General features: G+C 67.4%; 23 protein-coding genes. 8 read left to right on the top strand and 15 right to left on the bottom strand.

Annotated features, from left to right (window positions below; all coding sequences use genetic code 11):
• Window positions 1-530: 530 nt before the first annotated feature.
• Genes K5L94_RS01330 through K5L94_RS01315 form a run of 4 tightly spaced genes read right to left on the bottom strand, consistent with a single transcriptional unit; the run spans window position 531 to window position 4,020 of the window.
• Complete coding sequence (locus tag K5L94_RS01330) at window positions 531-1,133, bottom strand: response regulator transcription factor (RefSeq protein WP_008268231.1); 603 nt, start codon at window positions 1,131-1,133, stop codon at window positions 531-533.
• A complete protein-coding gene (locus K5L94_RS01325) occupies window positions 1,130-2,344 on the bottom strand; it encodes a sensor histidine kinase (RefSeq protein ID WP_274511802.1) in 1,215 nt (404 codons plus the stop codon). Before K5L94_RS01325 ends, K5L94_RS01330 begins: the two co-directional genes overlap by 4 nt.
• 6 nt (window positions 2,345-2,350) lie before the next feature.
• Window positions 2,351-3,127 carry an ABC transporter permease gene (locus tag K5L94_RS01320; protein ID WP_053448541.1) on the bottom strand — a complete coding sequence of 259 codons (777 nt, stop codon included), beginning with the start codon at window positions 3,125-3,127 and terminating at the stop codon, window positions 2,351-2,353.
• Complete coding sequence (locus tag K5L94_RS01315; protein ID WP_274511798.1) at window positions 3,124-4,020, bottom strand: ABC transporter ATP-binding protein; 897 nt, start codon at window positions 4,018-4,020, stop codon at window positions 3,124-3,126. Before K5L94_RS01315 ends, K5L94_RS01320 begins: the two co-directional genes overlap by 4 nt.
• Before the next feature lie 202 nt (window positions 4,021-4,222).
• On the opposite strand from K5L94_RS01315, the gene K5L94_RS01310 reads away from it, so the two are divergent.
• The 4 genes from K5L94_RS01310 to K5L94_RS01295 all read left to right on the top strand — a co-directional run bounded on the left by K5L94_RS01310 (window position 4,223) and on the right by K5L94_RS01295 (window position 8,770).
• Window positions 4,223-5,470: an efflux RND transporter periplasmic adaptor subunit gene (locus K5L94_RS01310; protein ID WP_274511796.1), complete on the top strand. Its 1,248-nt coding sequence runs from the start codon at window positions 4,223-4,225 to the stop codon at window positions 5,468-5,470.
• Window positions 5,471-5,572: 102 nt separating this feature from the next.
• The gene (locus tag K5L94_RS01305; protein WP_004153799.1) at window positions 5,573-6,262 is read left to right on the top strand and encodes an ABC transporter ATP-binding protein; all 690 of its coding nucleotides are present in this window, start codon (window positions 5,573-5,575) and stop codon (window positions 6,260-6,262) included.
• A 14-nt stretch (window positions 6,263-6,276) separates the two neighbouring features.
• On the top strand, window positions 6,277-7,434 hold the full coding sequence (locus tag K5L94_RS01300) for an ABC transporter permease (RefSeq protein WP_004153798.1): 1,158 nt from the start codon (window positions 6,277-6,279) through the stop codon (window positions 7,432-7,434).
• A gap of 13 nt (window positions 7,435-7,447) precedes the next feature.
• Window positions 7,448-8,770 (top strand): ABC transporter permease, encoded by a 1,323-nt coding sequence (locus K5L94_RS01295; RefSeq protein ID WP_274511791.1) that lies wholly within the window; start codon window positions 7,448-7,450, stop codon window positions 8,768-8,770.
• A 75-nt stretch (window positions 8,771-8,845) separates the two neighbouring features.
• Here K5L94_RS01295 and K5L94_RS01290 read toward each other — a convergent pair whose 3' ends face one another.
• Entirely contained in the window at window positions 8,846-9,184 is a 339-nt protein-coding gene (locus tag K5L94_RS01290; RefSeq protein WP_274511788.1) for a YrhB domain-containing protein, read from the bottom strand.
• Window positions 9,185-9,503: 319 nt separating this feature from the next.
• On the opposite strand from K5L94_RS01290, the gene K5L94_RS01285 reads away from it, so the two are divergent.
• Window positions 9,504-12,329 carry a TonB-dependent receptor gene (locus K5L94_RS01285; RefSeq protein WP_274511785.1) on the top strand — a complete coding sequence of 942 codons (2,826 nt, stop codon included), beginning with the start codon at window positions 9,504-9,506 and terminating at the stop codon, window positions 12,327-12,329.
• 120 nt (window positions 12,330-12,449) lie between these two features.
• Here K5L94_RS01285 and rarD read toward each other — a convergent pair whose 3' ends face one another.
• On the bottom strand, window positions 12,450-13,349 hold the full coding sequence (gene rarD / locus K5L94_RS01280) for an EamA family transporter RarD (protein WP_004153791.1): 900 nt from the start codon (window positions 13,347-13,349) through the stop codon (window positions 12,450-12,452).
• Entirely contained in the window at window positions 13,346-14,251 is a 906-nt protein-coding gene (gene yedA, locus K5L94_RS01275) for a drug/metabolite exporter YedA (RefSeq protein WP_040006616.1), read from the bottom strand. Before yedA ends, rarD begins: the two co-directional genes overlap by 4 nt.
• Before the next feature lie 222 nt (window positions 14,252-14,473).
• Between yedA and K5L94_RS01270 the strand changes: the two genes are divergently transcribed.
• The gene (locus tag K5L94_RS01270) at window positions 14,474-15,808 is read left to right on the top strand and encodes an MFS transporter (RefSeq protein ID WP_008265793.1); all 1,335 of its coding nucleotides are present in this window, start codon (window positions 14,474-14,476) and stop codon (window positions 15,806-15,808) included.
• Between the two features lie 67 nt (window positions 15,809-15,875).
• A complete protein-coding gene (locus K5L94_RS01265) occupies window positions 15,876-16,175 on the top strand; it encodes a hypothetical protein (protein WP_274512616.1) in 300 nt (99 codons plus the stop codon).
• Between the two features lie 74 nt (window positions 16,176-16,249).
• On the opposite strand, the gene K5L94_RS01260 is transcribed toward K5L94_RS01265, so the two are convergent.
• The 4 genes from K5L94_RS01260 to K5L94_RS01245 form a co-directional block, all read right to left on the bottom strand.
• On the bottom strand, window positions 16,250-17,902 hold the full coding sequence (locus K5L94_RS01260; protein ID WP_274512615.1) for a M28 family metallopeptidase: 1,653 nt from the start codon (window positions 17,900-17,902) through the stop codon (window positions 16,250-16,252).
• A gap of 105 nt (window positions 17,903-18,007) precedes the next feature.
• Window positions 18,008-18,940, bottom strand: coding sequence for an MBL fold metallo-hydrolase (locus K5L94_RS01255; RefSeq protein ID WP_274511780.1), 933 nt, complete (start codon window positions 18,938-18,940; stop codon window positions 18,008-18,010).
• Window positions 18,941-19,099: 159 nt separating this feature from the next.
• Complete coding sequence (locus K5L94_RS01250; RefSeq protein WP_053448534.1) at window positions 19,100-19,396, bottom strand: hypothetical protein; 297 nt, start codon at window positions 19,394-19,396, stop codon at window positions 19,100-19,102.
• Window positions 19,397-19,519: 123 nt separating this feature from the next.
• A complete protein-coding gene (locus tag K5L94_RS01245; RefSeq protein ID WP_053448533.1) occupies window positions 19,520-20,812 on the bottom strand; it encodes a tryptophan--tRNA ligase in 1,293 nt (430 codons plus the stop codon).
• Between the two features lie 108 nt (window positions 20,813-20,920).
• Between K5L94_RS01245 and K5L94_RS01240 the strand changes: the two genes are divergently transcribed.
• Window positions 20,921-21,715: a hypothetical protein gene (locus K5L94_RS01240; RefSeq protein ID WP_274511776.1), complete on the top strand. Its 795-nt coding sequence runs from the start codon at window positions 20,921-20,923 to the stop codon at window positions 21,713-21,715.
• A gap of 73 nt (window positions 21,716-21,788) precedes the next feature.
• Here K5L94_RS01240 and K5L94_RS01235 read toward each other — a convergent pair whose 3' ends face one another.
• The 4 genes from K5L94_RS01235 to K5L94_RS01220 form a co-directional block, all read right to left on the bottom strand.
• Window positions 21,789-22,010: a CsbD family protein gene (locus K5L94_RS01235; RefSeq protein WP_004153772.1), complete on the bottom strand. Its 222-nt coding sequence runs from the start codon at window positions 22,008-22,010 to the stop codon at window positions 21,789-21,791.
• Between the two features lie 205 nt (window positions 22,011-22,215).
• On the bottom strand, window positions 22,216-22,353 hold the full coding sequence (locus tag K5L94_RS01230; protein ID WP_008266021.1) for an entericidin A/B family lipoprotein: 138 nt from the start codon (window positions 22,351-22,353) through the stop codon (window positions 22,216-22,218).
• Between the two features lie 162 nt (window positions 22,354-22,515).
• Window positions 22,516-23,436: an arginase gene (gene rocF, locus K5L94_RS01225; RefSeq protein WP_274511771.1), complete on the bottom strand. Its 921-nt coding sequence runs from the start codon at window positions 23,434-23,436 to the stop codon at window positions 22,516-22,518.
• A gap of 104 nt (window positions 23,437-23,540) precedes the next feature.
• Window positions 23,541-24,485, bottom strand: coding sequence for an ankyrin repeat domain-containing protein (locus tag K5L94_RS01220; RefSeq protein WP_274511768.1), 945 nt, complete (start codon window positions 24,483-24,485; stop codon window positions 23,541-23,543).
• Window positions 24,486-24,950: the final 465 nt, after the last annotated feature.

Raw genomic sequence — 24,950 nt, 5'->3', positions numbered from 1 at the left:
TTCGCCGGGAGTTCCCGGCGGATCGTTTCCGCGCCTGCGGGGAGGTGTCACTTTCTTTGCGCGCAAAGAAAGTAACCAAAGAAACGCTCCGCCGGCCGCGAGCCGGCGTGCTTCGCACGCCGGTGCCCTGCGCTCCTCGGCCCGTCGAGGGACGGTGCGGGAACTCGCTGCGCTCAGACACCCGCACCTCTTCGCCCTCGCCGGACCTGCGGTGCTCGGCTCGCTTGAAGGCGGACTGGAAGGTCAAGATCAACGGCAACGGCATCCACGCATGGCGTGGATCTACTGGGTGCAGCTGTGGTCTTTGACGTTGGGTCCGCCTTCAAGCGAGCCGAGAATCGCAGGGGAATCAGGGGCGAAGAGGCGCCGGTGTCTGAGCGCAGCGAGTTCGGCGCCGTCCCCTGATTTCCCGAGAAGCGCAGGGCACCGGTGCGTAGCACCGGCTCGCGGCCCGGCGGCGTGTTTCTTTGGTTACTTTCTTTGCACGAGCAAAGAAAGTGACACCCCTCCGCGGTCGCGGAAATGATCCCCTACAACCACCCCTTCTGCCGCGCCAACCGGTACGCCTCGATGCGATTGGCCACGCCCAGCTTGCCGATGCACTCGGACAGGTAATTGCGCACCGTGCCGTGCGACAACCCCAGCTGCTCGGCGATCTCGCTGGCCGTGCGGCCCTCGCCCGCCAGCCGCAGCACCCGGCGCTCGCGGTCGGTCAGCGGATCGGCCTGCGACCACGCATCCAGCGCCAGCTGCGGGTCGATCGCGCGGATGCCCTGGTTCACCTTGCGCAGTGCGTCGGCCAGGTTCTCGGCCGGTGCGTCCTTCAACAGGTAGCCCAGCACGCCGGCTTCCAACGCGCGACGCAGGAACCCGGCACGGGCGAAGGTGGTCACGATCACCACCTTGATCGGCAGCTCATGGCGGGCGATGCGCTGCGCCAGTTCCAGCCCGGACAGGCCAGGCATCTCGATGTCGGTCACCAGGATGTCCGGCTTCAGCTGCTGCAGCATCCGCCATGCGGCTTCGCCGTCGGCGGCGCTGCCCAGTACCTCGATATCAGGCTCCAGGCCCAGCAGCGCCGACAACGCACCCCGTACCATCGCCTGGTCTTCGGCCAGCAGGATGCGGATCATGCCGCACCGCCCGGTGCCAATGACGCCGGCGGCAACGGCGTACTGGCGGCCACCAGCGGCACGCGCACGGTCAGCACCGTGCCTTCTCCGCGCGGAGACTGAAGCGTCAACTGGCCACCCAGCGCCGCCGCCCGTTCGCGCATGCCACACAGTCCATTGCCCTCGGCCTGCACACCACCACGCCCGTCATCGCGTATCTGCATCGCCAACTGTCGTTCCTCAAGCATGAAATCCACCTGCACCCGGGTCGCCTGCGCATGGCGCACGATATTGGTGGCCGCTTCGCGCAGCACCAGCGCGAGTCCACGTTCCACGTTCACCGGCATCGGTGGCGGCGTCGTGTACTGCAGGTGCACCTGCTGGCATTCCAGCAGCAGGCGTGCCGAGGCCAGCTCGCCGGCCAGGTCACTGGCACGGATGCCGGTCACCGCACTGCGGACCTGTGCCAGCGCCTCGCGGGCGATCGCTTCGGCCTCGCCGATCTCCTGCCGCGCGCGCGCGTCGCCACGGTCGTGCAGCTTGCGCGCCAGCTCCAGCTTCAACGTGATCAGCGACAGGGTGTGGCCGAGCAGGTCATGCAGGTCACGGCCGATGCGTTCGCGCTCGGCGGTGGTCGCCAGCCGCCGGACTTCGTCCTGCGACAGCTGCAGGGCAACGTCGCGCTGCTGGCTCAGGGCCTCCACGTTCACCACCAGCCCGACAATGAACGACACCGCTGGCATCCACACCATGGCCTGCCACGGATAGCCGAAGTACAGCGCGGTGCCACAGAACAGCAGGTTCAGCCCGGTCAGCTGCAGCAGGTACGCCCACCAGCTGCTGCGCCCGCTCATGCGGATCATCACGCAGCCGAACACGAAGTAGCTCAAGCCCGAGGGGTACCAGGGCAGCAGTACCAGCGCCAGCACGATCATGCCCAGCGCATAGCGCCACCCATGGTGCCGTGGCGCCAGCATCACCCTGGCGTAGAGCAGCAGGAACAGCGGATAGCTGACCAGGGTCAGCAGCAGCCAGCGCAGCGTGAAGCCATTGCCCAGCACCGGGGTGAGGAAGATCCATACCGACCACAGCAGGTGGATCGCGCCGCTCCAGGGCGACTTGCCACGTCGCAGCAGTTCGGCCACGGCCGAATCCGGCGCAGGGCGCAGCAGGGACGCAAGCCAGCTCGACGACACGGGAGGATCCAGGCGGGGACGAACGTTGCCGATCATGCCAGTTCAGCCGATCCGGCGCAGGCGGCGGCGTGCCAGCAGCAACGCCACCACGGTCACCGCCAGCAGCACCAGCAGATGGCCGCCGATGCTGCCCGCCGACGGCAGCCCGACCACCGGCAGCGCCAGCTGCGCCAGATGCCAGGTCGGCCACAGCGGTGCCATCGTCGAGAACAGCGCAGGCAGTGCCGACAGCGGCAGCCACAGCCCCGACAGCAGGGCCAGCGGCAGGTAGACCAGGTTGACCATCGCCGGCGCCGCACTGGCGCTGACATGGCTGCCGATCAGCAGGCCGATCGCCCCCAGAGGCAGTGCGGCCAGGCCGGCCACCGCCAGCAGCTGCAGCATCTGCGCGGGTTGCAGGTGCACGCCGCCCAGCACGCGCGCCACGCCGATCAGCAACGCGGCCACCAGCAGCGCGAACATCACCGCCATCGCCAGCCGTGCCAGCAGCGGTGCCGCTGCCGGCATCGGCAGCGCGCGCTTGAGGGTCAGCAGGCCGCCTTCGCGGTCCAGCGCGAGCTGCACGCCGAAGCCGAACAGGGCCGGCGCCATCGCGCCGAACACGCAGTAGGTGGCCAGCAGGTACAGCGGCGCATGGCCCCGCCCCAGCAGCACGCCGAACAGCAGGTAGAACAGCACCGGGAACAGCAGCGACGGCACCGCGAACGCGGGCGTGCGCCAGGCGCGGCGCAGCTCGGCCTGCAGTTCAGCGGCGTAGGGGCGCAGGGCGCGGCGCCATCCCGGGCGCGCGGCTGCAGGCGTACGGATCACGGTGTTCATGCGGCCTCCCGGGTCATGTCGAGGAACGCGTCGGCCAGCGCCGCGCCCTGTACTTCCAGCTCGCACAGCTGTGCGTCGGCGGCCAGCAGGCGCGCCACCACCGGCTCGGCCGGGCTGGCCAGCAGCTGCAGGTGCTCGCCCTCGCGCTGCACCTGCTGCACGCCGGGCCACTGCCGCAGCACATCGACGGCCAGCGCACTGCGGCACCGGATGCGCCGCGGCCGGTCGGCCAGGCGCAGTTCGGCCAGCGGCGCGTCGGCCAGCACGCGACCCTGCTCCAGCACCACCACCTGCTGCGCCAGCGCTTCGGCCTCCTCCAGGTAATGGGTGGTCAGCAGCACGCCGCAGCCCTCGGCCACGTGCTGCCGGATCGCCTGCCACATCCCCTGCCGCGCCTGGATGTCCAGGCCGGTGGTCGGCTCGTCCAGGAACAGCACGCGCGGGCGGCCGCAGATCGCGATGGCGAACTGCACGGCACGCTGCTGGCCGCCGGACAGCTGGCCGTAACGGCGCCGCGCCAGCGCCTGCAGGCCGGCGCGCTGCAGCACCTCCGGCAAGGGCATGGGGTCGGGATAGCAGGCGCTGGCCTGCGCCACCAACTCGTCCACCTGCAGCATCGGCGGCAGGCTGGTGCTCTGCAGCATCACCCCCAGGCCCAGGCGGCTGGCGCGCTGCTGCGGGTCGCCGCCGAGCAGCTCGACCTCGCCGGCATCGGCCCGCCGCAGGCCCAACAACACGCTGATCGCGGTACTCTTGCCAGCACCGTTGCGGCCCAGCAATGCCAGCACCTGGCCAGCGCGGACCTGCAGGTCGATGCCATGCAGGGCGGTATGGTCGCGATAGCGCACCTGCACCTGCTGCAGGCGGGCCAGCGACGGGGCGATCGGATCCATGGGCGGTACCGGTAGCGGGGACGTTGCCATCCTGTGCCGCCGTGGTCACGTTTCGCAGTTGCCGCCGTCAGTGTCATCGGATGACAGCTGTCACTGCCATCATCGCCGTACCTGCCTTCATGCTGTGCCGCACGCTCCCTCGCCGGAACCGCCGCCGTCCGCGCTTCCGGCCACACCCGCCCGAACGCCTGTGATGGAACGAATGAACGCTTCTGCCGAGCTGTTGAAGGAACTCCGTATCGACCGCAAATCGCCGCCAACTGCCTCCGGCGGCAGGGGCGGTGGCCGCCGCTGGCTGTGGATCGCGATCATCGTGGTGGTGCTGCTGATCGCCGCCGCCATCGCCTTCCTGTTCGGCCGCACGCCGGCCGTGGAAGTGGAAACCGCGCCTGCCGTGGCTATCCAGCAGGGCAGCGCCAGCAGTTCGGTGCTCGACGCCAGCGGCTACGTGGTGGCCCGGCGCATGGCCACGGTCTCGGCCAAGATCACCGGCAAGGTGCGCGAGGTGATGATCGAGGAAGGCATGCGCGTGGAGCAGGGCCAGATCATGGCCACGCTGGACCCGATCGATGCCGACGCGCAGCGCAGCCTGTATGCCTCGCAGCTGCAGGCCGCGCGCAGCCAGGTCGCCGGGCTGGAAGCGCAGCAGAAGCAGGCCGCCGCCGAAGCCAGCCGCCTGCAGGCGCTGGTCGGCCAGCAGCTGGTGTCGCGCTCGCAGTACGACCAGGCCGTGGCCCAGCGTGACAGCCTGCGTGCCCAGCTCGACACCGCCCAGCGCAACGTCAAGGTCGCCCACGACCAGTTGGCCATCGCCGACCTCGGCGTGGACAACAACGTGGTGCGTGCGCCGTTCTCCGGCGTGGTCACCGCCAAGGCGGCGCAACCGGGCGAAATCGTCTCGCCGCTGTCGGCCGGCGGTGGCTTCACCCGTACCGGCATCGGCACCATCGTCGACATGGATTCGCTGGAGATCGAGGTCGAGGTCGGCGAGGCCTTCATCGGCCGCGTGCAGCCGAAGATGCCGGTGGAAGCCACGCTCAACGCCTACCCGGAGTGGAAGATTCCGGGCGAGGTGATCGCCATCATTCCCACCGCCGACCGCGGCAAGGCCACGGTGAAGGTGCGCGTGGCACTGAAGGTGAAGGACCCGCGCATCGTGCCGGAGATGGGCGTGCGGGTCAGCTTCCTGGAACAGGCACAGCCGCAGGCCGCCAGCACGCCGCAGGGTGTGCGCGTGCCGGCCGGCGCGGTGGTGCAGCGTGAAAGCAGCACGGTCGCCTTCGTGCTGGGCGATGACAGCCGCGTGCAGCAGCGCACGGTCGAGGCCGGCCAGGCGATGGGCAAGGACCGCCAGATCCTCAAGGGCGTGAGCGCGGGCGAGTCGGTGGTGGTCAATCCACCGGAGACCCTGCGCGATGGCGCCAAGGTGCAACAGAAACAAGCGCAGTAACGGCCTGGCGCCCCCGCGCGCCGCCGGCAGCACCGCTCGACGCACGCCCGCGGCCACCGCGGGCGCAGTGCCCCGTTTCCCGCCTTCCGTGGAGAACCACCCATGTCGACCCTGGTTTCACTGCGCAACATCACCAAGACCTACCAGCGTGGCCCCGAAAAAGTGCAGGTGCTGCACGGCATCGACCTGGACATCGCGCGCGGCGACTTCGTCGCGCTGATGGGCCCATCCGGTTCGGGCAAGACCACCCTGCTCAACCTGATCGGCGGCCTGGACAACCCCAGTGGCGGCGAGATCAGCATCGAAGGCGAGCGCATCGACCAGATGAGCGGCGGCCAGCTGTCGACCTGGCGCAGCCACCACGTCGGCTTCGTGTTCCAGTTCTACAACCTGATGCCGATGCTGACCGCGCAGAAGAACGTCGAGCTGCCGCTGCTGCTGACCCACCTCAGCGCCGCGCAGCGCAAGCGCAATGCGGAGATCGCGCTGACCCTGGTCGGCCTGGCCGACCGCCGCAGCCACCGCCCGAATGAGCTGTCCGGCGGCCAGCAGCAGCGCGTGGCGATCGCCCGTGCGATCGTCTCCGACCCCACCTTCCTGATCTGCGACGAACCCACCGGCGATCTCGACCGCCAGTCCGCCGAAGAGATCCTGGGCCTGCTGCAGCAGCTCAACCGCGAGCACGGCAAGACCATCATCATGGTCACCCATGACCCGAAGGCGGCCGAGTACGCCACCCACACGGTGCACCTGGACAAGGGCGAGCTGGCCGACGCCCCGCTGGCCCACTGACGGAGGCCACCGCGATGAAATACTTTTCACTGGTGTGGGCGCAGCTGTTCCGCAGCCGCACACGTACCTTGCTGACCCTGCTCTCGGTGGTGGCTGCGTTCCTGCTGTTCGGCATGCTCGACTCGGTACGCGTGGCCTTCAATTCCGGCGGCAGCGTGGAAGGGGCCAACCGGCTGGTGGTGGCCTCGCGGCTGTCGATCACCCAGTCGCTGCCGATCCGCCTGGAGACCCAGATCCGCCAGGTCGCCGGCGTGCGTGATGTGGCCTATGGCATGTGGTTCGGCGGCATCTACCAGGACCCGAAGAACTTCTTCCCGAACTTCTCGGTGTCGCCCAACTACTTCGACGTGTACCGCGAACTGCAGATCGACCCGGCGCAGCTGGAAGACTGGAAGCAGACCCGCACCGGCGCCATCGTCGGCGAAACCCTGGCCAAGCAGTTCGGCTGGAAGATCGGTGACACCATCCCGCTGCAGGCCACGATCTTCCCGCGCGGCGGCAGCAACGACTGGCCGCTGGAACTGAAGGGCATCTACCGCTCCAAGGACCGTGCATTGGCCGCCAACGAAGAACGCCAGTTGATGATGAACTGGAAGTACTTCGATGAATCCAACGACTACATCAAGAACCAGGTGAGCTGGTACACGGTGACGCTGGACAATCCCGACCACTCCTCGCGCGTGGCGCAGGCCATCGATGCGATCTCGGCCAACTCCGACCACGAGACCAAGACCCAGACCGAGTCGGCGTTCCAGCAGGCCTTCGTCAAGCAGTTCGCCGACATCGGCATGATCGTCACCTCGATCATGGGCGCGGTGTTCTTCACCCTGCTGCTGCTGACCGGCAACACCATGGCGCAGGCGGTGCGCGAGCGCGTGCCGGAACTGGCCACGCTGAAGACGCTGGGCTTCAGGGACAGCACCGTGCTGACCCTGGTGATGGTGGAGTCGGTGCTGCTGATCGGCCTCGGCGGCCTGATCGGCATGGGCCTGGCCGCACTGGTGCTGCCCGCGATCAGCCCGAAGAGCATGGGCATGCTGCCGCCGCACGTGCCGACGCCGACCTGGCTGATGGGGCTGGGCCTGATCGTGGTGATCGGCATCATCGTCGGCTTGTTGCCGGCGCTGCGTGCCAAGCGCCTGAAGATCGTCGACGCACTGGCCGGCCGCTGAAGAGGACACCGACATGTTCAAGAGCAAACTCAAGAAATGGCTGGGCAACGCGCTGACCGTGCTGCTGCTGGTGATCGGCCTGGTGCTGTGGATCAGCCTGCCGTGGATCGGCGTACTGGCCGTGGCGGTACTGGTGACGCTGTGGCTGCTGCTGACCCGCGGCGGACGGCTGGCGCTGGCCGCCACCCGCATCGGTGTGGCCAGCCTGCCGCAGCGCTGGGGCGCCTCCTCGGTGATCGTGGTCGGCATTGCCGGCGTGGTCGGCGTGCTGGTGGCGATGCTGGCGATGGGCGAAGGCTTCCAGGCCACGCTCAACAACACCGGCGACGACACCACCGCCATCGTGCTGCGCGGCGGTTCGCAGGCCGAGACCAACTCGGTGATCACCCGTGAGCAGGTACCCACGCTCTCCACCCTGCCCGGCATCAGCCGTGATGCACAGGGCCGGCCACTGCTGTCGCCGGAGCTGTCGCAGGTGGTCAACCTGGTGTCGAAGGCCGATGGCACCGACGTCAACGCGCAGTTCCGTGGTGTCGGCCCACAGGCGTGGGCCGTGCATGACAAGGTCAAGATCATCGAAGGGCGCCGGTTCGCCGCCGGCCTGCGCGAGATCGTGGTCGGCCAGGGCGCGCGCGGCCAGTTCCGCGATATGGATGTCGGCAAGACGCTGACGCTGGGCAACCAGACCTGGACCGTGGTCGGCGTGTTCGCCACCGGCGATGCGCATGATTCGGAACTGTGGACCGATGCCGATACGCTGGCCACCACCTATCAGCGCAGTGCCTGGCAATCGATCAGCGTGCGTACCGATGGCAAGGCCGGCTTCGAGCAGTTCAAGGCCGCCGTTGCCGCCGACCCGCGGCTGAAGCTGGATGTGGAAACCACCCGCGTCTACTACAGCAAGCAGGGCGGTGGGCTGACCAAGCTGATCGACATCCTCGGCAAGGTGATCGGCACGATCATGGCGGTGGGCGCGGTGTTCGGCGCACTCAACACCATGTATGCCGCCGTGGCCACGCGTGCGCGCGAGATCGCCACGATGCGCGCGATCGGTTTCCGCGGCCTGCCGGTGGTGACCGCGGTGATGCTGGAGACGATGCTGCTGGCGCTGCTCGGCGGGCTGCTCGGTTGCGCGGTGGCGTGGCTGCTGTTCAACGGCTACAGCGTGTCCACCATCGGCAGCAATTTCAGCGCGGTGGTGTTCAAGTTCCATGTGTCGCCGGAACTGCTGTGGACGGGCCTGAAATGGGCATTGGGCATCGGCCTGGTCGGCGGCCTGTTCCCGGCGCTGCGCGCGGCGCGATTGCCGATCACCACCGCACTGCGCGAAACCTGAGCATCACGCAGCGATGGAATGCGCATCGCGCAGAGGGACGGAGCGAAGGCTCCGTCCCTTTTCTGTTTGCCGAACTCAGAAATCTGCCGCTGCGGCATCAGACGGCAGGGCGCGCGAGGCCAGATGCTGGCGAAGGGCGTCCTCCGGCGGATACGCCGTGCCCAGCGCGTGCTGCTCGCCCGTATGCCGGTCGACGAAGATCGGTCCATTGCCGGCCAACGCATCCGAGATTTCGCCGGATTGCAGGTAGCGCAGCGACTGGAAGCAGAACAGCCAGCCTTCGACCACTTCCTGCTCGTGCGTGATGGCAACCGGCTCTTCGTCGCTGACGAGTGCAGCCTGCACGCGACGGCGAGCTTCTTCGAGCTGGATCATTCCTTCATCTCCCACTTTCGACGACAACGCGAAGAGCATTTCATGCAGGCAGATGCATCGCAACGGATGTGCGCCTGCATGCAAGCACGCACAGTGACGTGTTGTCGCAACCCCTCAAGCGTGCCGGCTTCGTGCCGCTATCGATGCCTCTGCCCATTGCAAACGCAGCACGCGTGACGTTGCGCACAGTGCATCTGTGGATTGTTGGTTGCGATTCATTTTCGCACGCATGCAGCAGCACAGAGGCAAACAGTTACCGATGGAAACACTCTAGAATCCGGCCCCCCACGTTGGTTTGCAGCACCCCACGCGCCCACAGAACGGGCGCTTGTTTTTCCTGAAACACGAGATGTCACGGATGTCCCTGAAAACCACTCCGCTGCGCAACGCGATCGTGATCGCGCTGGCTGCCAGCTGCACCATCCCCGCCTTTGCGCAGAGCGCCGGCGATACCACCACCAACCTCGACCGCATCGAAATCACCGGCTCGCGCATCCGCCAGGCCAGTGTCGAAACCGCACAGCCGGTGATCGCGCTCAGCCGCGCCGAGATCGACAAGAAGGGCTACGTCAACGTCGCCGACATCCTGCAGGACATTCCTGCAGCAGGCGCGCCCAGCATGAGCCGCGCCTCGTCGCTGACCTCCTCGCGCGACTTCGGCGGCATGTACGTCAGCCTGCGCAACCTGGGCCCGGAACGCAGCCTGGTGCTGATCGACGGCCGCCGCATGGGCGTCAGTGCCGGCGGTTATTCCGACCTGGCCTCGATCCCGTCGGCGATTGTCGAGCGCGTTGAAGTGCTGACCGACGGTGCCTCCGCACTGTACGGCTCCGATGCCATTGCCGGCGTGGTCAACATCATCACCCGCAGGAACTTCGATGGCGGCCAGGCCAGTGCCTACGTCGGCCAGTACGGCGAAGGCGACGGCCAGAAGCGCTCCTACAGCACCACCTTCGGCAAGACCTTCGACCGCGGCTGGTTCAGCGTCGGCGCCGAGCGCACCAAGGAAGACGAGGTGCTGGGCAAGGACCGCGAGTTCAGCCGTTACCCGAACGGCCCGCGCCACCCCAATGATGGCCTGAACGGCAACACCCCGTGGGGCTACGTCACCGTGGGTGGCAAGAACCTGACCGTGGGCCCGGGCGGCGACCCCAGCAAGGCGGGCAACTTCCACGCGCCGGACCCGGCCGACGGTGCCAACACCAAGTCGAACATGAGCCTGCAGACCGGCCTGGAGCGCACCTCGGTGTTCGCCAACGGTGGCTTCTCCATCACCGACGACCTGCGCATCGTCGCCGACGCGCTGTACAGCAAGCGCGAGTCGATCAAGCACCTGGCCGGTTACCCGTACTCGGTGAGTGCCGCGCAGGCACGCAGCGGCAGCCGCGCCGCGCTGTCCAAGGACAGCGCATTCAACCTGTGGGGCCAGGACGTTCTGTTCGCGCACCGCACCGAGGAACTGCCGCGCGGCACCGAGAACAACCTGGAAACCAAGCGCGCCAGCATCGGCCTGGAAGGCAGCTTCGAAACCGGTTCGCGGTACTGGGACTGGAACGTCAGCTACATGTACAACCGCAATGAAGGCGAGCGCATCGGTACCGGCAGCATGTACCAGCCGCACGTCAACCTGGCCGTCGGCCCGTCCTTCATGGATGGCGACGTGGCCCGCTGCGGTACGCCGGGCGCGGTGATCGCCGGCTGCGTGCCGTGGAACCCGGCAGCGCCGATGGGCTACACCGGCCCGGGCTCGCTGAGCAACCAGGACGTGCAGGACTACCTGTTCACCCGCTTCGTCGACAAGATGCAGAGCACCACCAAGGTCGCCAGCGGCAACATCTCCGGCTCGCTGTTCACCCTGCCGGCCGGCGACATCCTGGCCGCGCTGGGCGTCGAACACCGCAGCGAAGAAGCCAGCTACACCCCGGATGCGAAGGTGCAGAAGGGCGAGATCGCCGGTACCAGTGGCCAGCCGACCCGTGGCAACTACTCGCTCAACGAGGTCTACCTGGAACTGCAGGTGCCGCTGCTGGCCGACCTGCCGTTCGCCCGCGAACTGTCGCTGGACGTGGCTGGTCGCTACTCGGATTACAACAACTTCGGTTCGACCACCAACAGCAAGTTCGGGCTGAAGTGGAAGCCGATCGACAGCCTGCTGGTGCGCGCCACCTACGGCACCGGCTTCCGTGCGCCGACCGTGGACGACCTGTACGGCGGTACCGTCAGCAGCCGTGACGCGTTCACCGATCCGTGCGATACCTCCTTCGGTACCGCCGCCACCAGCGCCGCCGTCGCCGCACGCTGCCAGGCGCTGAAGGTGCCGGCCAACTTCCGCCAGCTCAACAGCGATGGCAGCGTGGCCACCAAGCCCGGCCAGCAGGCCACCACCGATTTCAGCTCCGGTTCCAACCCGGAACTGAAGCCGGAAACCGCCAAGACCTGGACCGTCGGCCTGGTGTACAGCCCGGACTTCGTGCCAGGCCTGGACGTCAGCCTGGACTGGTGGAAGATCCGCATCAACAACGCCATCGTCGGCGAGTCGGCCACCAACCTGCTGGAACAGTGCTACGTGCAGGGTTCGGACGCTGCCTGTGGCCGCTTCACCCGCGGCAGCAACGGCCAGGTCAACAGCCTGGACCGCTCGCTGGTCAACGCCGGTTTCCGCGAGACCGCCGGCTATGACATCAACCTGCGCTACCGCCTGCCGGACACCACGTTCGGCAAGTTCGCCGTCAACTGGAACACCACCTACACCGACTACCTGGAGCAGCGCAACGACAACGCCGTCACCACTCCGGTGGAACAGCGTACCGGTTGGGGCGGCGACTTCCGCGTGCGCTCCACCTTCAACCTGGATTGGCAGTACGGCGACTTCGGCATCGGCTGGACCGCGCGCTACTACTCCAGCATGAAGGAGAAGTGCTCGTACATGGACGAGTGCAACCTGCCGGACTTCAACTCGCCGTACACCAGCACCTCGCCGACCAACAAGGTGGGCTCCAACACCTTCCACGACCTGCAGGTGCGTTACAGCCTGCCGTGGGATGGCACCGTGTCGCTGGGCGTGAACAACGTGTTCAACCACCAGGGTCCGACCATGTACAGCCAGCCGAACAGCAGCTTCACCTACTACGGTGGCTTCGACATCGGCCGCTTCATGTACATGAAGTACCAGCAGCGCTTCTAAGCCTGCACCCGCGTTCCCGCCACCGCCATCTCTCTCTCCTGGCGGTGGATGGAAGCAGAACGGCGCCCTTCGGGGCGCCGTTCTTTTTCCTGCATCGTGTTCGCCGGGCGTGGCCAGGCGCTATCGTTTCGCAGCCCGCATCGTGCGGATGTTGTCGCCGACAAACAGCACCAGGCCGGCCCAGATCGCCGCAAAACCGATCGCCTTGCCGGTATCGAATCCTTCGTGGAAAAAGAACACGCCCAGCAGCAGCTGCAGGCTCGGCGCGATGTACTGCAGGATGCCGACCAGCGACAGCGGGATGCGCTTCACGCCGTAGGCAAAGCCGATCAGCGGTACCGCAGTGACCGCACCGCCGAAGATCAGCAGCAGGTCGTTGCGCCAGCCCCAGCCATGGAAGAAGGCACCACCGTGGCCGTTCTCGGCCCAGATCGCGAACGCCAGCGCCGGCAGGAACAGGTACAGGCTCTCCACGCCCAGGCCAGCCACCGGATCAACCGAGACCAGCTTGCGCAGCAGCCCGTACAGGCCGAACGAACAGGCCAGGCCCAGCGCGATCCACGGCGGCGTGCCGGCATCGATGGTCAGCCAGGCCACGCCCACCGCCGCCATCGCCACCGCCACCCACTGCAGGCGGCGCAGGCGTTCCTTCAGCACCAGCACGCCCAGCAGCACGTTCACCAGCGGATTGATGAAGTAGCCCAGGCTGGTCTCGATCACATGCCCGGCATTGACCGCCCAGATGTACAGGCCCCAGTTGAAGGCAATGGTCAGGCTGGACACCAGCAGGATCGGCAGCGCGCGCGGCTGCGCCGCAATCTTCTTCCACCAGCCCAGGCGCGAGCTGATCAGCAGCCAGCCCAGCACCATCACCGTGCTCCAGATGATGCGGTGGGCAATGATCTGGAACGAAGGCACTTCGTTGAGCAGGTGCCAGTACACCGGCACCAGGCCCCAGATCACGAAGGTGGACGCGGTGACCAGCAGGCCCCGGCGTTGTTCTTTCTCGTCCATGCTCATTGCTTTCGCGTCCTTGCCATCGTCAACACCACCACACCCAGAAGAATCACCGCCATGGCGAGCAGGTCACGCCAGCCGAACCGTTCACCGTTGAGCAGCGCGCCCAGCAGCACCGCGATCACCGGATTGACGTAGGCATAGCTGCCGGCGAGCGCCGGGCGCACGTTCTGCAGCAGCCATACGTAGGCGGTGAACGCGACGATGGAACCGAACACGCACAGGTAGGCCATCGCCAGCAGGCCGCTGGTGTCGGGCAAGGTGGTCGGGCGCTCGCCCACCGCCAGGCCGATCAGCACCAGCAGCACGCCGCCGCAGATCATCTGCCCGGCCGCGGTCATGAACGGGCCCGGCAGGTCCAGGCCGCGCGCCCACACCGAACCGAATGCCCAGCCGACCGGTGCGATCAGCAGCAGTACCAGCCCGGTTGGCGATGCGGTCAGGCTGCTGCCGGCATTGAGCCAGACCACGCCCAGGAAGCCGATGGCAATACCCAGCCACTCGCCGCGGCTGGCGTGCTGGCCGCGCAGCGCCGAGAACAGCGCCATCCACAGCGGCACCGAGGCCACGGCCGTGGCGGCCAGGCCCGAGGACACCTCGCGCTCGGCCAGCACCACCATGCCATTGCCCAGCACCAGCATGGTCACGCCCATGATGACCAGATTGCGCCACTGCCGCAGGGTCGGGTTGGGCAGCTTCCAGAACAGGCGCAGCGCCAGGTACATCACCCCGCCGGCAATGATGAAGCGGCTGCCGGAGACCATCGTCAGCGGCAGCGCGCCGCCGTGCAGGGCCTTGGCGATGCCCAGGTAGGTCGAGCCCCAGACCACATAGACCAGCAGCAGTGCCAGCGCGACAAGGCCACCCCGGGGGGCAGCCGCAGACGGAGAGGGGGGAGCCGACATGACGCACCAGGGAGCCGGGGGAAGGCGGATTCTAGGACGTTTTGAGTATGGTCCGGGACCCCGGACGATGGCACGCTGTCATCCATCCATGCACCCTGCTCTGGTCTGCTACCCCGTGTTGACGGTCGATGCAGTACCAAGAGGCTGCCCGGCCGCGCCGCCCCAAGGCCGGGCGCCGTTTTCCCTGCGCACGGACGCGCCGCATCGAGGATTCCCACCCAGATGAGCACCACGTCCCAACCTGCTGTTCCCGCGAACGACCGCGCCGCCCTGCGGCGGTCGATCTCCAACACCCTCAAAGGCTCTGCCGGCAACCTGGTGGAGTGGTACGACGTCTACGTGTACTCGGTGTTCGCCGTGTACTTCGAATCGCAGTTCTTCTCGCCGGACGACAAGAACTCCACCATGTACGTCTGGGCGATCTTCGCCGCCACGTTCCTGATGCGCCCGATCGGCGCCTGGTTCTTCGGCCGCTTCGCCGACCGCCACGGCCGCCGCCTGGCGCTGACCGTGTCGGTCACCCTGATGGCCGTCTGTTCCTTCCTCATCGCGATCACGCCCACCGCGGCCAGCATCGGCATCTGGGCGGCGGTCATCCTGCTGTTCGCGCGCCTGCTGCAGGGCTTCGCTACCGGCGGTGAGTACGGTGCCAGTGCCACCTACATGTCCGAGGCCGCCATTCCCGGCCGTCGCGGTTTCCTGTCCTCGTTCCACTACGTCACCCTGGTCGGCGGCCATGTGCTGGCCCAGCTGACCCTGCTGCTGATGCTGACCTTCTGGGGCAAGCCGGAAATCTCCGAGTGGGGCTGGCGCATCGCCTTCGGCATCGGCGGCATCGCCGCGGTGGTGGTGTTCTGGCTGCGCCGGGGCATGGACGAGTCGCTGTCGGAGTCGTCCATCGAGGCCGCGCGCGAAGGCAAGGCACAGAAGTCCGGCTCGATGTACGAACTGTTCGTGCACCAGTGGCGGCCGCTGCTGCTGTGCTTCCTGATCACCGCCGGTGGCACCGTGGCCTTCTACACCTACTCGGTGAACGGCCCGAAGATGATCCAGAGCGCCTTCGCCGGCAACGACCCGATGACCGGCACCCTGATCAACCTGGGCGTGCTGACGTTCCTGATGGTGCTGCAGCCGGTCGGTGGCTGGCTGTCGGACATCATCGGCCGCAAGACCCTGCTGGTGTTCTTCGGCGTCGGCGGCGTGCTGTACAGCTGGTACCTGATCACCCAGCTGCCGCACCAGCATGACGCCACCCTGGCCTTCCTGACCCTGGCCATGGCGTTCGTCATTCTCACCGGCTACACCTCGATCAACGCGGTGGTGAAGGCCGAACTGTTCCCCACCCACGTGCGTGCACTGGGCGTGGGCCTGGGCTATGCACTGGCCAACTCGCTGTTCGGCGGCACCGCCCCGCTGCTGTACCAGGGTGCGCTGAAGACCGGCCACGTCGACTGGTTCGCCATCTATGTCACCGCGACGATCGCGGTATCGTTGGTGGTCTATGTGTTCTTCCTCACCAACAAGGGCCCGAACTGGCTCGACGGCACCCGCAAGTAAGGGCGCTGTAGTGATCGCGGCCACCGGTGCACTGCCGGTGGCCGCTGCGTCTCCCGCCACGCCTCTGATGTGGATCGCGGCGACGCTGGCCGCAGCCACGGCACTGGCCTGGCTGCTGCGCCGGCCCGGCGCGCAGGCATCGTGGCCGCGTATCGGCTTCGGGATCGCCCTGCTGGTGTTCTGTGCCGCGCTGGCGCTGCAGCTGGCGGTAGACCTGGGCAGCGGCCACAGCTCGCTGCAGCTGCGCCTGCATCGCGGCATCAACGCCGGGTCGCAGGTTGGCCTGCGCACGATGGTGGCGTGTTATCTGGCCGCGCTTGCGGCCGCCGGCTGGGGCGCTTACGCGCTGCTGCGCCGGCGACGGTAGTGCCGGCCGCTGGCCGGCAACCACGCCGTCTTTCCAAAGGTTCATGAGGTTGCCGGCCAGCGGCCGGCACTACCTCAGCGGCGAGCGGCTTCGCTCTTGTCGCGCGCGCCGCGGAACTCCGATTCCTTTTCCCAGGTCGGCCAACGGCGGCTGTTGGCCAGCTCCGCGCCCAGGTCGTAGACCAGCAGGGTATCGGCGGCGTGGCCGCTCGGGTCCCAGCTCGGGGTCCAGGCATCGCAGGCCTGGTGGTAGCAGTCGGCGAAGTACTTCTCGCGCAGCGCGCGGCCGGCTTCCACGCCACCGTCCAGCTTGTCCAGGCCCGGGCCGATGGTGATCGCCGGCACGCCCAGGCGGGCGAAGGCGAAGTGGTCGGCGCGGTAGAAGAAGCCCGCCTCCAGGTTCGGGTCCGGGCTGTAACTGCGGCCGCGGGCCTTGGCCACGCGCTCCAGGTCGCCTTCCAGCGACACCCGGCCCTTGCCCCACGAGGCGATGTCGCGGGTCGGGCCGTCCGGGCTGAACATCTCGATGTTCAGCACCGCGGCGGTCTTGTCCAGCGGCGCCAGCGGATGCGCGGCGTAGTAGCTGGCACCCAGCAGGCCCTTCTCTTCGGCGGTCAGCGCCACGAAGTACAGCGTGCGCTGCGGCTGCGGGCCGGCGGCAAACACGCGGCCCAGTTCCAGCACCGTGGCCACACCCGTGGCGTTGTCGATCGCACCGCGGCGGATGCGGTCGCCCTTGGCATCGGGCTGGCCGATGCCGAAGGCATCCCAATGCGCCGAGAAGATCACCGCCTCGTCGCCGTGCTCACCGCCGGGCAGCTTGGCCACCACGTTGCGGGTCACCACCTGCTCGCGCTTCAGCGCGAAATCCACGCTCAGCTTGGCGTTGTCCAGCGCCACCGGACGGAAGTCGGCGCGCATCGCCTTGCGCTTCTCGGCATCGAAGTCGAGACCGGCGTCGGCGAAGATCGCCTCTGCCAGCCCGCGCTGCATCCAGCCACGCAGCGGCGTGTGCTGGGCCATCGCCTCGGCCTGGCCGCGCTCGATGTCGAACAGCGGCGAGGTGCCCGAGCTCTTCACCGTGGCCCAGCCGTAGGCGGCCGGCGCGGTCTCGTGCACGATCAGCACGCCTTCGGCGCCACGGCGTGCGGCTTCCTCGAACTTGTAGGTCCAGCGGCCGTAGTAGGTCACCGCCTTGCCATCGAACGCGCCCGGCGCATCGGCCTCGAAATCGGCATCGTTGATCAGCACCACGGCGATCTTGCCGTGCAGGTCCACGTCCTTGTAGTCGTTCCAGTGGCGTTCCGGCGCGTCGATGCCGTAGCCGACGAACACCAGCGGCGCGTCCTTGATCTGCACGCGCTTGCGCGGCTGCAGGCTCTGCAGGGTCACGTCCTCGCCGTTCGCCAGTGCACGCGTGCCGCCCTTCAGCGACAGGCTGGCCTTGGCAGCGCCGTCCAGCTGCGCACGCACCAGCGGCACCGGCTGCACCCAGCTGCCGTCCACACCGCCCGGCTGCAGGCCGTAACTGCGGAACTGCTCGATCAGGTACTGCACCGTGCGCTCTTCGCCTTCGGTGGCCGGCGCGCGGCCCTCGAATTCATCCGATGCCAGCACCCGCACATGGCGCGACAGTGCCTGCGGATCGATGCCGCCGCCGGGCAGGTCATTGGCCGCCTGGGCCAGGCCACCCACGAACAGGCAGGACGACAGCAGCAACACGCGCATCGGATTCACGGCAATACCACGGCAGGCTTGGAAGTCACCAGAGTGTAACGTGGTCATGACGTCGCGGTGCAGCGTCGGCTCGCCTCATCCACGCGTGGCGTGGATCTAGCTGCGGACGCGGTCCAGCCAGCAGGCCAGGCCCTGTGCGTTGAGTTCGATGTCCATCGCCAGCACGGCCGTCACCGCGGCCTGGTCCAGAGCACAGCCATGCTGCTGCGCGCGCTCCAGGTACAGCGCCTGCAACGCGGCCAGCAGGCAGCGATGGCGATCGGGCCGGCCATCGCACTGGCGGCCGATGGTGGCCATCGCATCGATCTGTTCGAACAGATCGTCGGCCAGCTTCTGCACCTGCTCGACGCGACCATAGTGGGTCAGGTACATCGCCTGCGGCGCGTAGTCGAGCATACGCCGGATCGAGGCCTTCATCGCTTCCGGATCGAACTGCACCGGCGACGAGGTGGGGAAGATGAAAGCGCCCTGCGCGCTGTCCAGCTCGCGGTAGGAGATGCCGAACGTATCGCCGGTGAACCAGCTGCGGCTGCGCGCGTCCCACACGCAGTAGTGGTGCAGCGCATGGCCCGGCGTGTGCAACAGCAGCAGCTCGCGGCCGGCCAGATCGATGCGGTGCCCGTCTTCGGCCACCACAACGCGCGTCTCCGGAATCGCCTCGATGCGGCCGTAGCTGCGCGCGATTTCCTCGGCACCGTACACCGCCGTGGCACCGGCAATCAGCCGGGTCGGGTCGATCATGTGCGGCGCACCGCGCGGGTGCAGTACCGCCCTGGCGTTCGGCAGCTGCTGCATCAGCAGGCCGGCGCCCCCGGCGTGGTCAAGATGCACGTGGGTGAGCAGCAGCCAGTCCACCGCTTCCACGCCCAGGCCGGCGTCCGCCAGCGCCTGCAGCATCGCCGGCACCGACAGGCCGGTGCCGCAGTCGACGAACGCGGCGCGGCCGTTTTCAACGATCAGATAGGCCGCGTCGAAATCCGGACGCTGGAAGCCGGTATCGATGGTGTGGATGCTGGGGTCGGCGGTCATCGGCACGCACCTGGCAGGAACGGGAACAGAATCCCATGGTAGGCGCTCACGCGGCCCGGGTTCGATGCGGCTTTGGTCGGAGGCGCACGTTTGTAGAGTCGAGCCATGCTCGACTGGGGGGAAAGCAGTCGAGCATGGCTCGACTCTACAAAGGCAGGGTTATCGGACCAGCCAGCGCGGCCGCAGCAGCAACGCCATTACCAGCACCGCCAGGAACGCGCCGTAGGCGTACAGCACCGCCAGCACCTGCGGCCAGATCGGGCCGGCGCCGGGCTGTGCCATGCCAATGCGATAGCCCCACAGCATCGACAGGATGCTCAGCGCGAAGGCCAGCAGCAGGGTGATGCCATCGAACAGGCGCCGCCGCGGGGTGCGCGGCTGGCGCGGGAACAGCCAGTACAGGCTGCCCAGCAGCAGGAACCAGGGCAGGAACAGCAGCAGCGACAACCAGGCCATTGCAGACTCCATGTCATCGCGCCGGAGGCGCGCGGACATCATGCCATGGGCGCTGTGCCATGGTCGCGCCGGCCGCTGGCCGGCGTGTCCCATGCGGTTGCCGGCCAGCGGCCGGCACTACCCTTATTCTTCGCGCAGCGCCGCCAGGGCAGCCAGCACCGCGTCCACCTCGGCTTCCAGCTTGAACAGCTCGCTCTGCAGCTGGTCACCCTGCTCGGCCTGCTTGATCACTGCGATCAGCTGGCCGGCATCGCGCGGCGAATCGAAGCCTTCGCTCTGGATCAGCAGCGTGCCGTCACCGGCGGTCAGCTTGAAGTAGAAGCGGCCGTCCTTCTCGCGGTACTGCTTGAACAGCGGCGGCGCCGCGCGGGCCACGCCGGCATCTTCGCTGGCGATGTCGCCGGCGCTGGACAGGTCGCGCAGGCCCACCGCATGGCGCAGCTCATCCAGCAGCGGCGCTGCCAGCTGCTCGCGCAGCTGCTGGCCACGGCGCTTGAGCAGCGCTTCAATCTTTTCCGGCTCGGCCATCAGCGCGTTGTAGCGCTCGCGCAGCGGCGAAAGCTCGCTGTCGATGCGCTCGAACAGCTGCTGCTTGGCATCGCCCCAGCTGATGCCGGCGGCGAACGCCTTGGCGAATTCGGCGGTCTGCTCCGGGGTGGCGAACGCCTGGTACATCTGGAACAGCGCAGAGCCCTCGGTGTCCTTCGGCTCGCCCGGTGCGCGCGAGTCGGTCAGGATCGAGAACACCAGCTTCTTCAGCTCCTCGCGCGGCACGAACAGCGGAATGGTGTTGTGGTAGCTCTTGCTCATCTTGCGGCCGTCGAGGCCGGCCAGCGTTGCCACCTGCTCGTCGATCACCACGTCCGGCAGCGGGAAGTACTCCTTGCCGTACACGTGGTTGAAGCGCTGGGCGAAGTCGCGCGCCATTTCGATGTGCTGGATCTGGTCGCGGCCCACCGGCACCTGGTTGGCCTTGAAGATCAGGATGTCGGCGGCCATCAGCACCGGGTACATGAACAGGCCGGCGCTGACGCCCGCATCCTCGTCCACGCCTTCCTCGCGGTTCTTGTCCACCGCAGCCTTGTAGGCGTGCGCGCGGTTGAGGATGCCCTTGCTGGCGATGGCAGTCAGGAACCACATCAGCTCGGTGGTCTCGCGGATGTCGCTCTGGCGGTAGAACCACACGTGTTCCGGGTCCAGGCCGCAGGCCAGCCAGCTGGCCGCGATCTCCAGGGTCGCGCGCTGGGTGCGCTGCGGGTCCTGCGACTTGATCAGGCTGTGCAGGTCGGCCAGGAAGAAGAAGCTCTCGATCCCCGGGGCGCGGCTGGCGGCGATTGCCGGACGGATGGCGCCAACGTAGTTGCCCAGGTGGGGCGTGCCGGAGGGGGTGATGCCGGTAAGGACTCGGGTCGTCATGACTGCGTGGGGTAACCTTCGATGAACGGGGCCAGTTTACCTTGCACGCCACCAACCCCGTCAGGGCCCGCGGCGCGTTCATTCACGCAACCCCGCTGGAGACGCCCGATGAAACGCCTGCTGCCCCTGCTGCTGATCCTGCCCCTGGCCGGCTTCCGCCCGGCCCCGCCTCCGCCGCCGGCCTACCAGGGCGGCCCGGTGCGCATGGCCCTGGTTGACCGCGATCGCGGCACCGAACTGCGCAGCTACCCCGCCGAAGGCCAACGCTGGGTGGCCGGCGAGCGTGGCCATCGCTACGCCGTGCGCCTGTACAACGACAGTCCGCGCCGGGTGCTGGTGGTGCTGTCGGTGGACGGCATCAACGCCATTTCCGGCGAAGATGCCGATCCTTCGCAGACCGGCTACGTGCTCAACCCCGGCCAGCGCGCCGACATCACCGGCTGGCGCAAGAGCCAGGATGAAGTGGCGCAGTTCGTGTTCAGCAGCCCCAGCGGCAGTTATGCCAGCCGCACCGGCCGCCCGGACAACATCGGCGTGGTGGGCGTGGCCGTGTTCGAGGAAGCGCGTCGCTGGCGCGCCGAGCCGATCCTGCGTCGTGGCCTGCCTGCACCGGCCCCGGCGGCCGAAGCCGCCGCCGATGCCAGTGCCAGCCGCATCGAGGGCTACGCCAGCAAGTCGCAGGCGCCGGCGCTGGGCACCGGCCACGGTGCGCGCGAACAGTCCTCGGTGCGCGATACCGACTTCGAACGCGCCAGCCGCAGCCCGGCGCAGGTGCTGCAGCTGCGCTACGACAGCGCGCGCAACCTGCGTGCACGCGGCATCCTGGTGGACACGCCGTCGCGCCTGCCGCGTGAACCGCAGGCCTTCCCCAACCGCTACGTGCCGGACCCGCCAGTACGCTGATCGCCGCCTGCAGACAGCACAACGCCCGCAACCTCAGGGTGCGGGCGTTGTGCTGTGGGGGAAACCGTGGTGCTTACTTGTAGTCCGGATAGTCCTTGCTCACCGCATCCTGGAACTCACGGACTTCCTTCTCGGCACGGTCCTTGGCCCAGCCATAACGTTCCTGCAGGCGGCCCGCCAGGTATTCGGCATTGCCCTCGGCCACATCGAAATCGTCGTTGGTCAGATCGCCCCACTTGGCCTGGGCCTTGCCCTTCAGCTGCGACCACTTGCCGGAAATGATGTCTTTGTTCATTGCTGGGAGTCCTTGGTTGCAACGGCGTTCTTACCGTGGCTCCAGCTTCGCGCAGTGGCTGTTGAATGCCGGTCAACCCGCAATGAAATACATGCTCACCTGCTTGAATGGTTCACTCCGCTTGCACAGCCGTGCAGCAGAAAGCACGCACAAAAAAAGGCCGGGAAAACCCCGGCCTTTTTTCTCTTTCCGTTCCGCGCAGGGCTCAACGGCCCTTCGCGGTGTCCTCGACCTTCTCGCCCGCCTTCTGCACGTCCTTGCCGGCACCGGCAATGGTGTTGCAACCGGCCAGCAGGGCCACCGAGAACATCGACAACAGCATCAGGGCAACTACGCGCTTCATGGGCTTCTCCTTGGGTTTGCCGCTACACCGCTCAATTCGCGGATGGGATTCTTTCGCTCGGCGGAAGAAGGCCAATGCCCACCGCCGCCGCGTGAAGTGCAATCTGGCGGCAGACGCGTGGAGCGCGTGTGAACGGATCACAGATCCGTTCAGGCCAAAGGCTCAATCGCGCATCAGGGTGGACTTGCCGAACAGGCTTTCGACCAGGTCCACGGCCAGTTCGGCGGTGGCATTCTGCTTGTCCAACAACGGGTTAAGCTCGACGATGTCCAGCGAGCCCATGCGCCCGGTGTCGGCGATCATCTCCATCACCAACTGCGCCTCGCGGTAGTTCACCCCGCCCGGCACGGTGGTGCCCACGCCCGGCGCGATGCTGGGGTCGAGGAAGTCCACATCGAAGCTGACATGCAGGTGGGTGTTCTCGTCGATGCCGGCCAGCGCCGCTTCCACCGCACGCTTCATGCCGTTCTCGTCGATGTAGCGCATGTCATAGACATCGACCTTGTGCGTCTTGATCAGGCGCTTTTCTTCCGGGTCCACCGAGCGGATGCCGATCTGGTGCATCTGCGCCGGGGTGATCGCGGGGGACGTGCCGCCCAGCCGGGTCAGCGCATCCGGGCCAAGGCCGCACAGGCAGGCCACCGGCATGCCGTGGATGTTGCCCGACGGGGTCACATCGCTGGTGTTGAAGTCCGAATGCGCATCCAGCCACAGCACGCGCAGGGTCTTGCCCTGCTCGCGGCACCAGCGCGCCACGGCGGTAATTGAACCGATGCCCAGGCAATGGTCGCCGCCGAGCATGATCGGCATGCGGCCGGCCTGCAGTTCGGCATAGCTGGCTTCCATCAAGGCGTGGTTCCACGCCACCACTTCATCCAGGTGGCGGTAGCCTTCCACCGGCGCGGTCCACGGGTTGCGCGGGCCGTCCAGGTTGCCCAGGTCGCGCACGTCCACGCCGCGCGCCTCCAGCGCCTCCGGCAGGCCCGCCACGCGCAGCGCTTCCGGCCCCAGCCGGGCACCGCGATGGCCCGCACCCACGTCGGTGGGCACGCCGATGAGGGTTACGGAAATGGGATGGGCCATGGGTGCCTCCTGCGGGGGAAAAAGAAGCACAGTCTAGCCAGAGCTGTGTGACACCACTCGCGGCGGTGCAGCAGGCAGATCCCATCCTGCAGCCGTTTCAGCGCTCAGAGAATCGCCGACGACCACGCCTCGGTGCGGAACAGGCGCTTCTTCAGCACGTCGATCCGCCACTGCCCCGCCACGCGCTTGAGCACGAACAGGCGCTCGTAACGCAGCGCACGGGATTTCTGCGCATGATCGCGCACCAGCACGTCAGCCTTCGACGCGGTCGCCTGGCTGGTGGCGGCCAGCAGATCCTCCGGCACGTGCACTGGGGGATTACCCACCGCCATGCCGGTGGAATACACCCGCTTACGATCAGTGCACCAGGCCGCGAGGATATCCGCGCGCTCCTGTTGGAACGCCGCACTGCCCAGCAGGTTTCCACCGGCCTTGGCATCACGGTAGCCACGCGTTTCCCAGGCGTGGCAGGCCAGCATGTAGCCGCGCACCACTGCAGCCGGTTCACCGTCTGCCGCCGGTTCGGGCCAGGCCAGTGGCGGCGACTCTTCCAATGCCGGTGGCCTCTGCGCGCCCGCGGCCTGCAGACGCTGCACGACGGCCGCATGCCCGCGCGCTTCAGCCAGCGCCAGCGCAGTGCGACCTTCGAAATCCACGCGTGCAACATCGGCGCCGCTGTCCAGCAGCAGCTCGACCATCGGCAGATGACCGCCCTGCGCCGCCACCATCAGCGGCGTGCGCAGCAGTTCCGGTGAGGCGACGTCCAGCAAGGCGCCACGTGAGATCAGCAGGCGCCCGATGTCCGCATCGTTGCGCTCGGCCGCCCACCCCAGTGCGGTGAAGCCCAGCGCCGTGCAGGCGTGCTCGATGTTGGCACCGCGGTCCAGCAGCCGCGCCACCGACGCCGCCTTTCCGGCAATCACCGCCGACAGCAACGGCGTGCGGCCGGTGCCCTTGTGCCGCCACGCGATGTCCGCGCCGGCATCCAGCAGCGCGTCGATGCGGTCGAGATCCTGTTGTTCGGCCGCCTTGGCCAGCAGGTGGGACATGGGGTCTTCCATGGAAGTGCACAGGCCCGGCAGCTTAGTGCCATCGCCTGCAGCGGGCCACTTTTTGCGCCCTGGCCGCTTATGATGATGAATTAGAAGTTTCAGGCTGGAAGTTAAGCTGGCTTTACACGCCATTTCGCCCTGCACGCAGGCGCCAGCGAATCTGCGCGCCATTTCCAAGCGAATTCGCGCGGTGCGCGATCTGTCGTTTTTGACATGGAAATGCGCGAAACAGGCCAATCGCGATAATTCATTTTTCCTTTCAGATCACCCGATGCCATCGGAACAAACGACTGGTAGGCGGTGATTTGCCGTGTGCATGATGAATCGCCCCCTGCAAAGGTGGCCGGGACTTCCAAGCCCGTTTAATCGAAGCTGTATACGCTTGCCAGCCGGCGCCGTCCTCCCAAGAGCGGCGTCGGCTGGCAATCCGTTCGCCGATCGACGGCGGGCGGTGCGTGGGGG

It is taken from the genome of Stenotrophomonas forensis, assembly GCF_028752115.1.
GTDB lineage: Bacteria > Pseudomonadota > Gammaproteobacteria > Xanthomonadales > Xanthomonadaceae > Stenotrophomonas > Stenotrophomonas forensis.
This window is presented reverse-complemented; position numbering and strand designations above follow the sequence as displayed.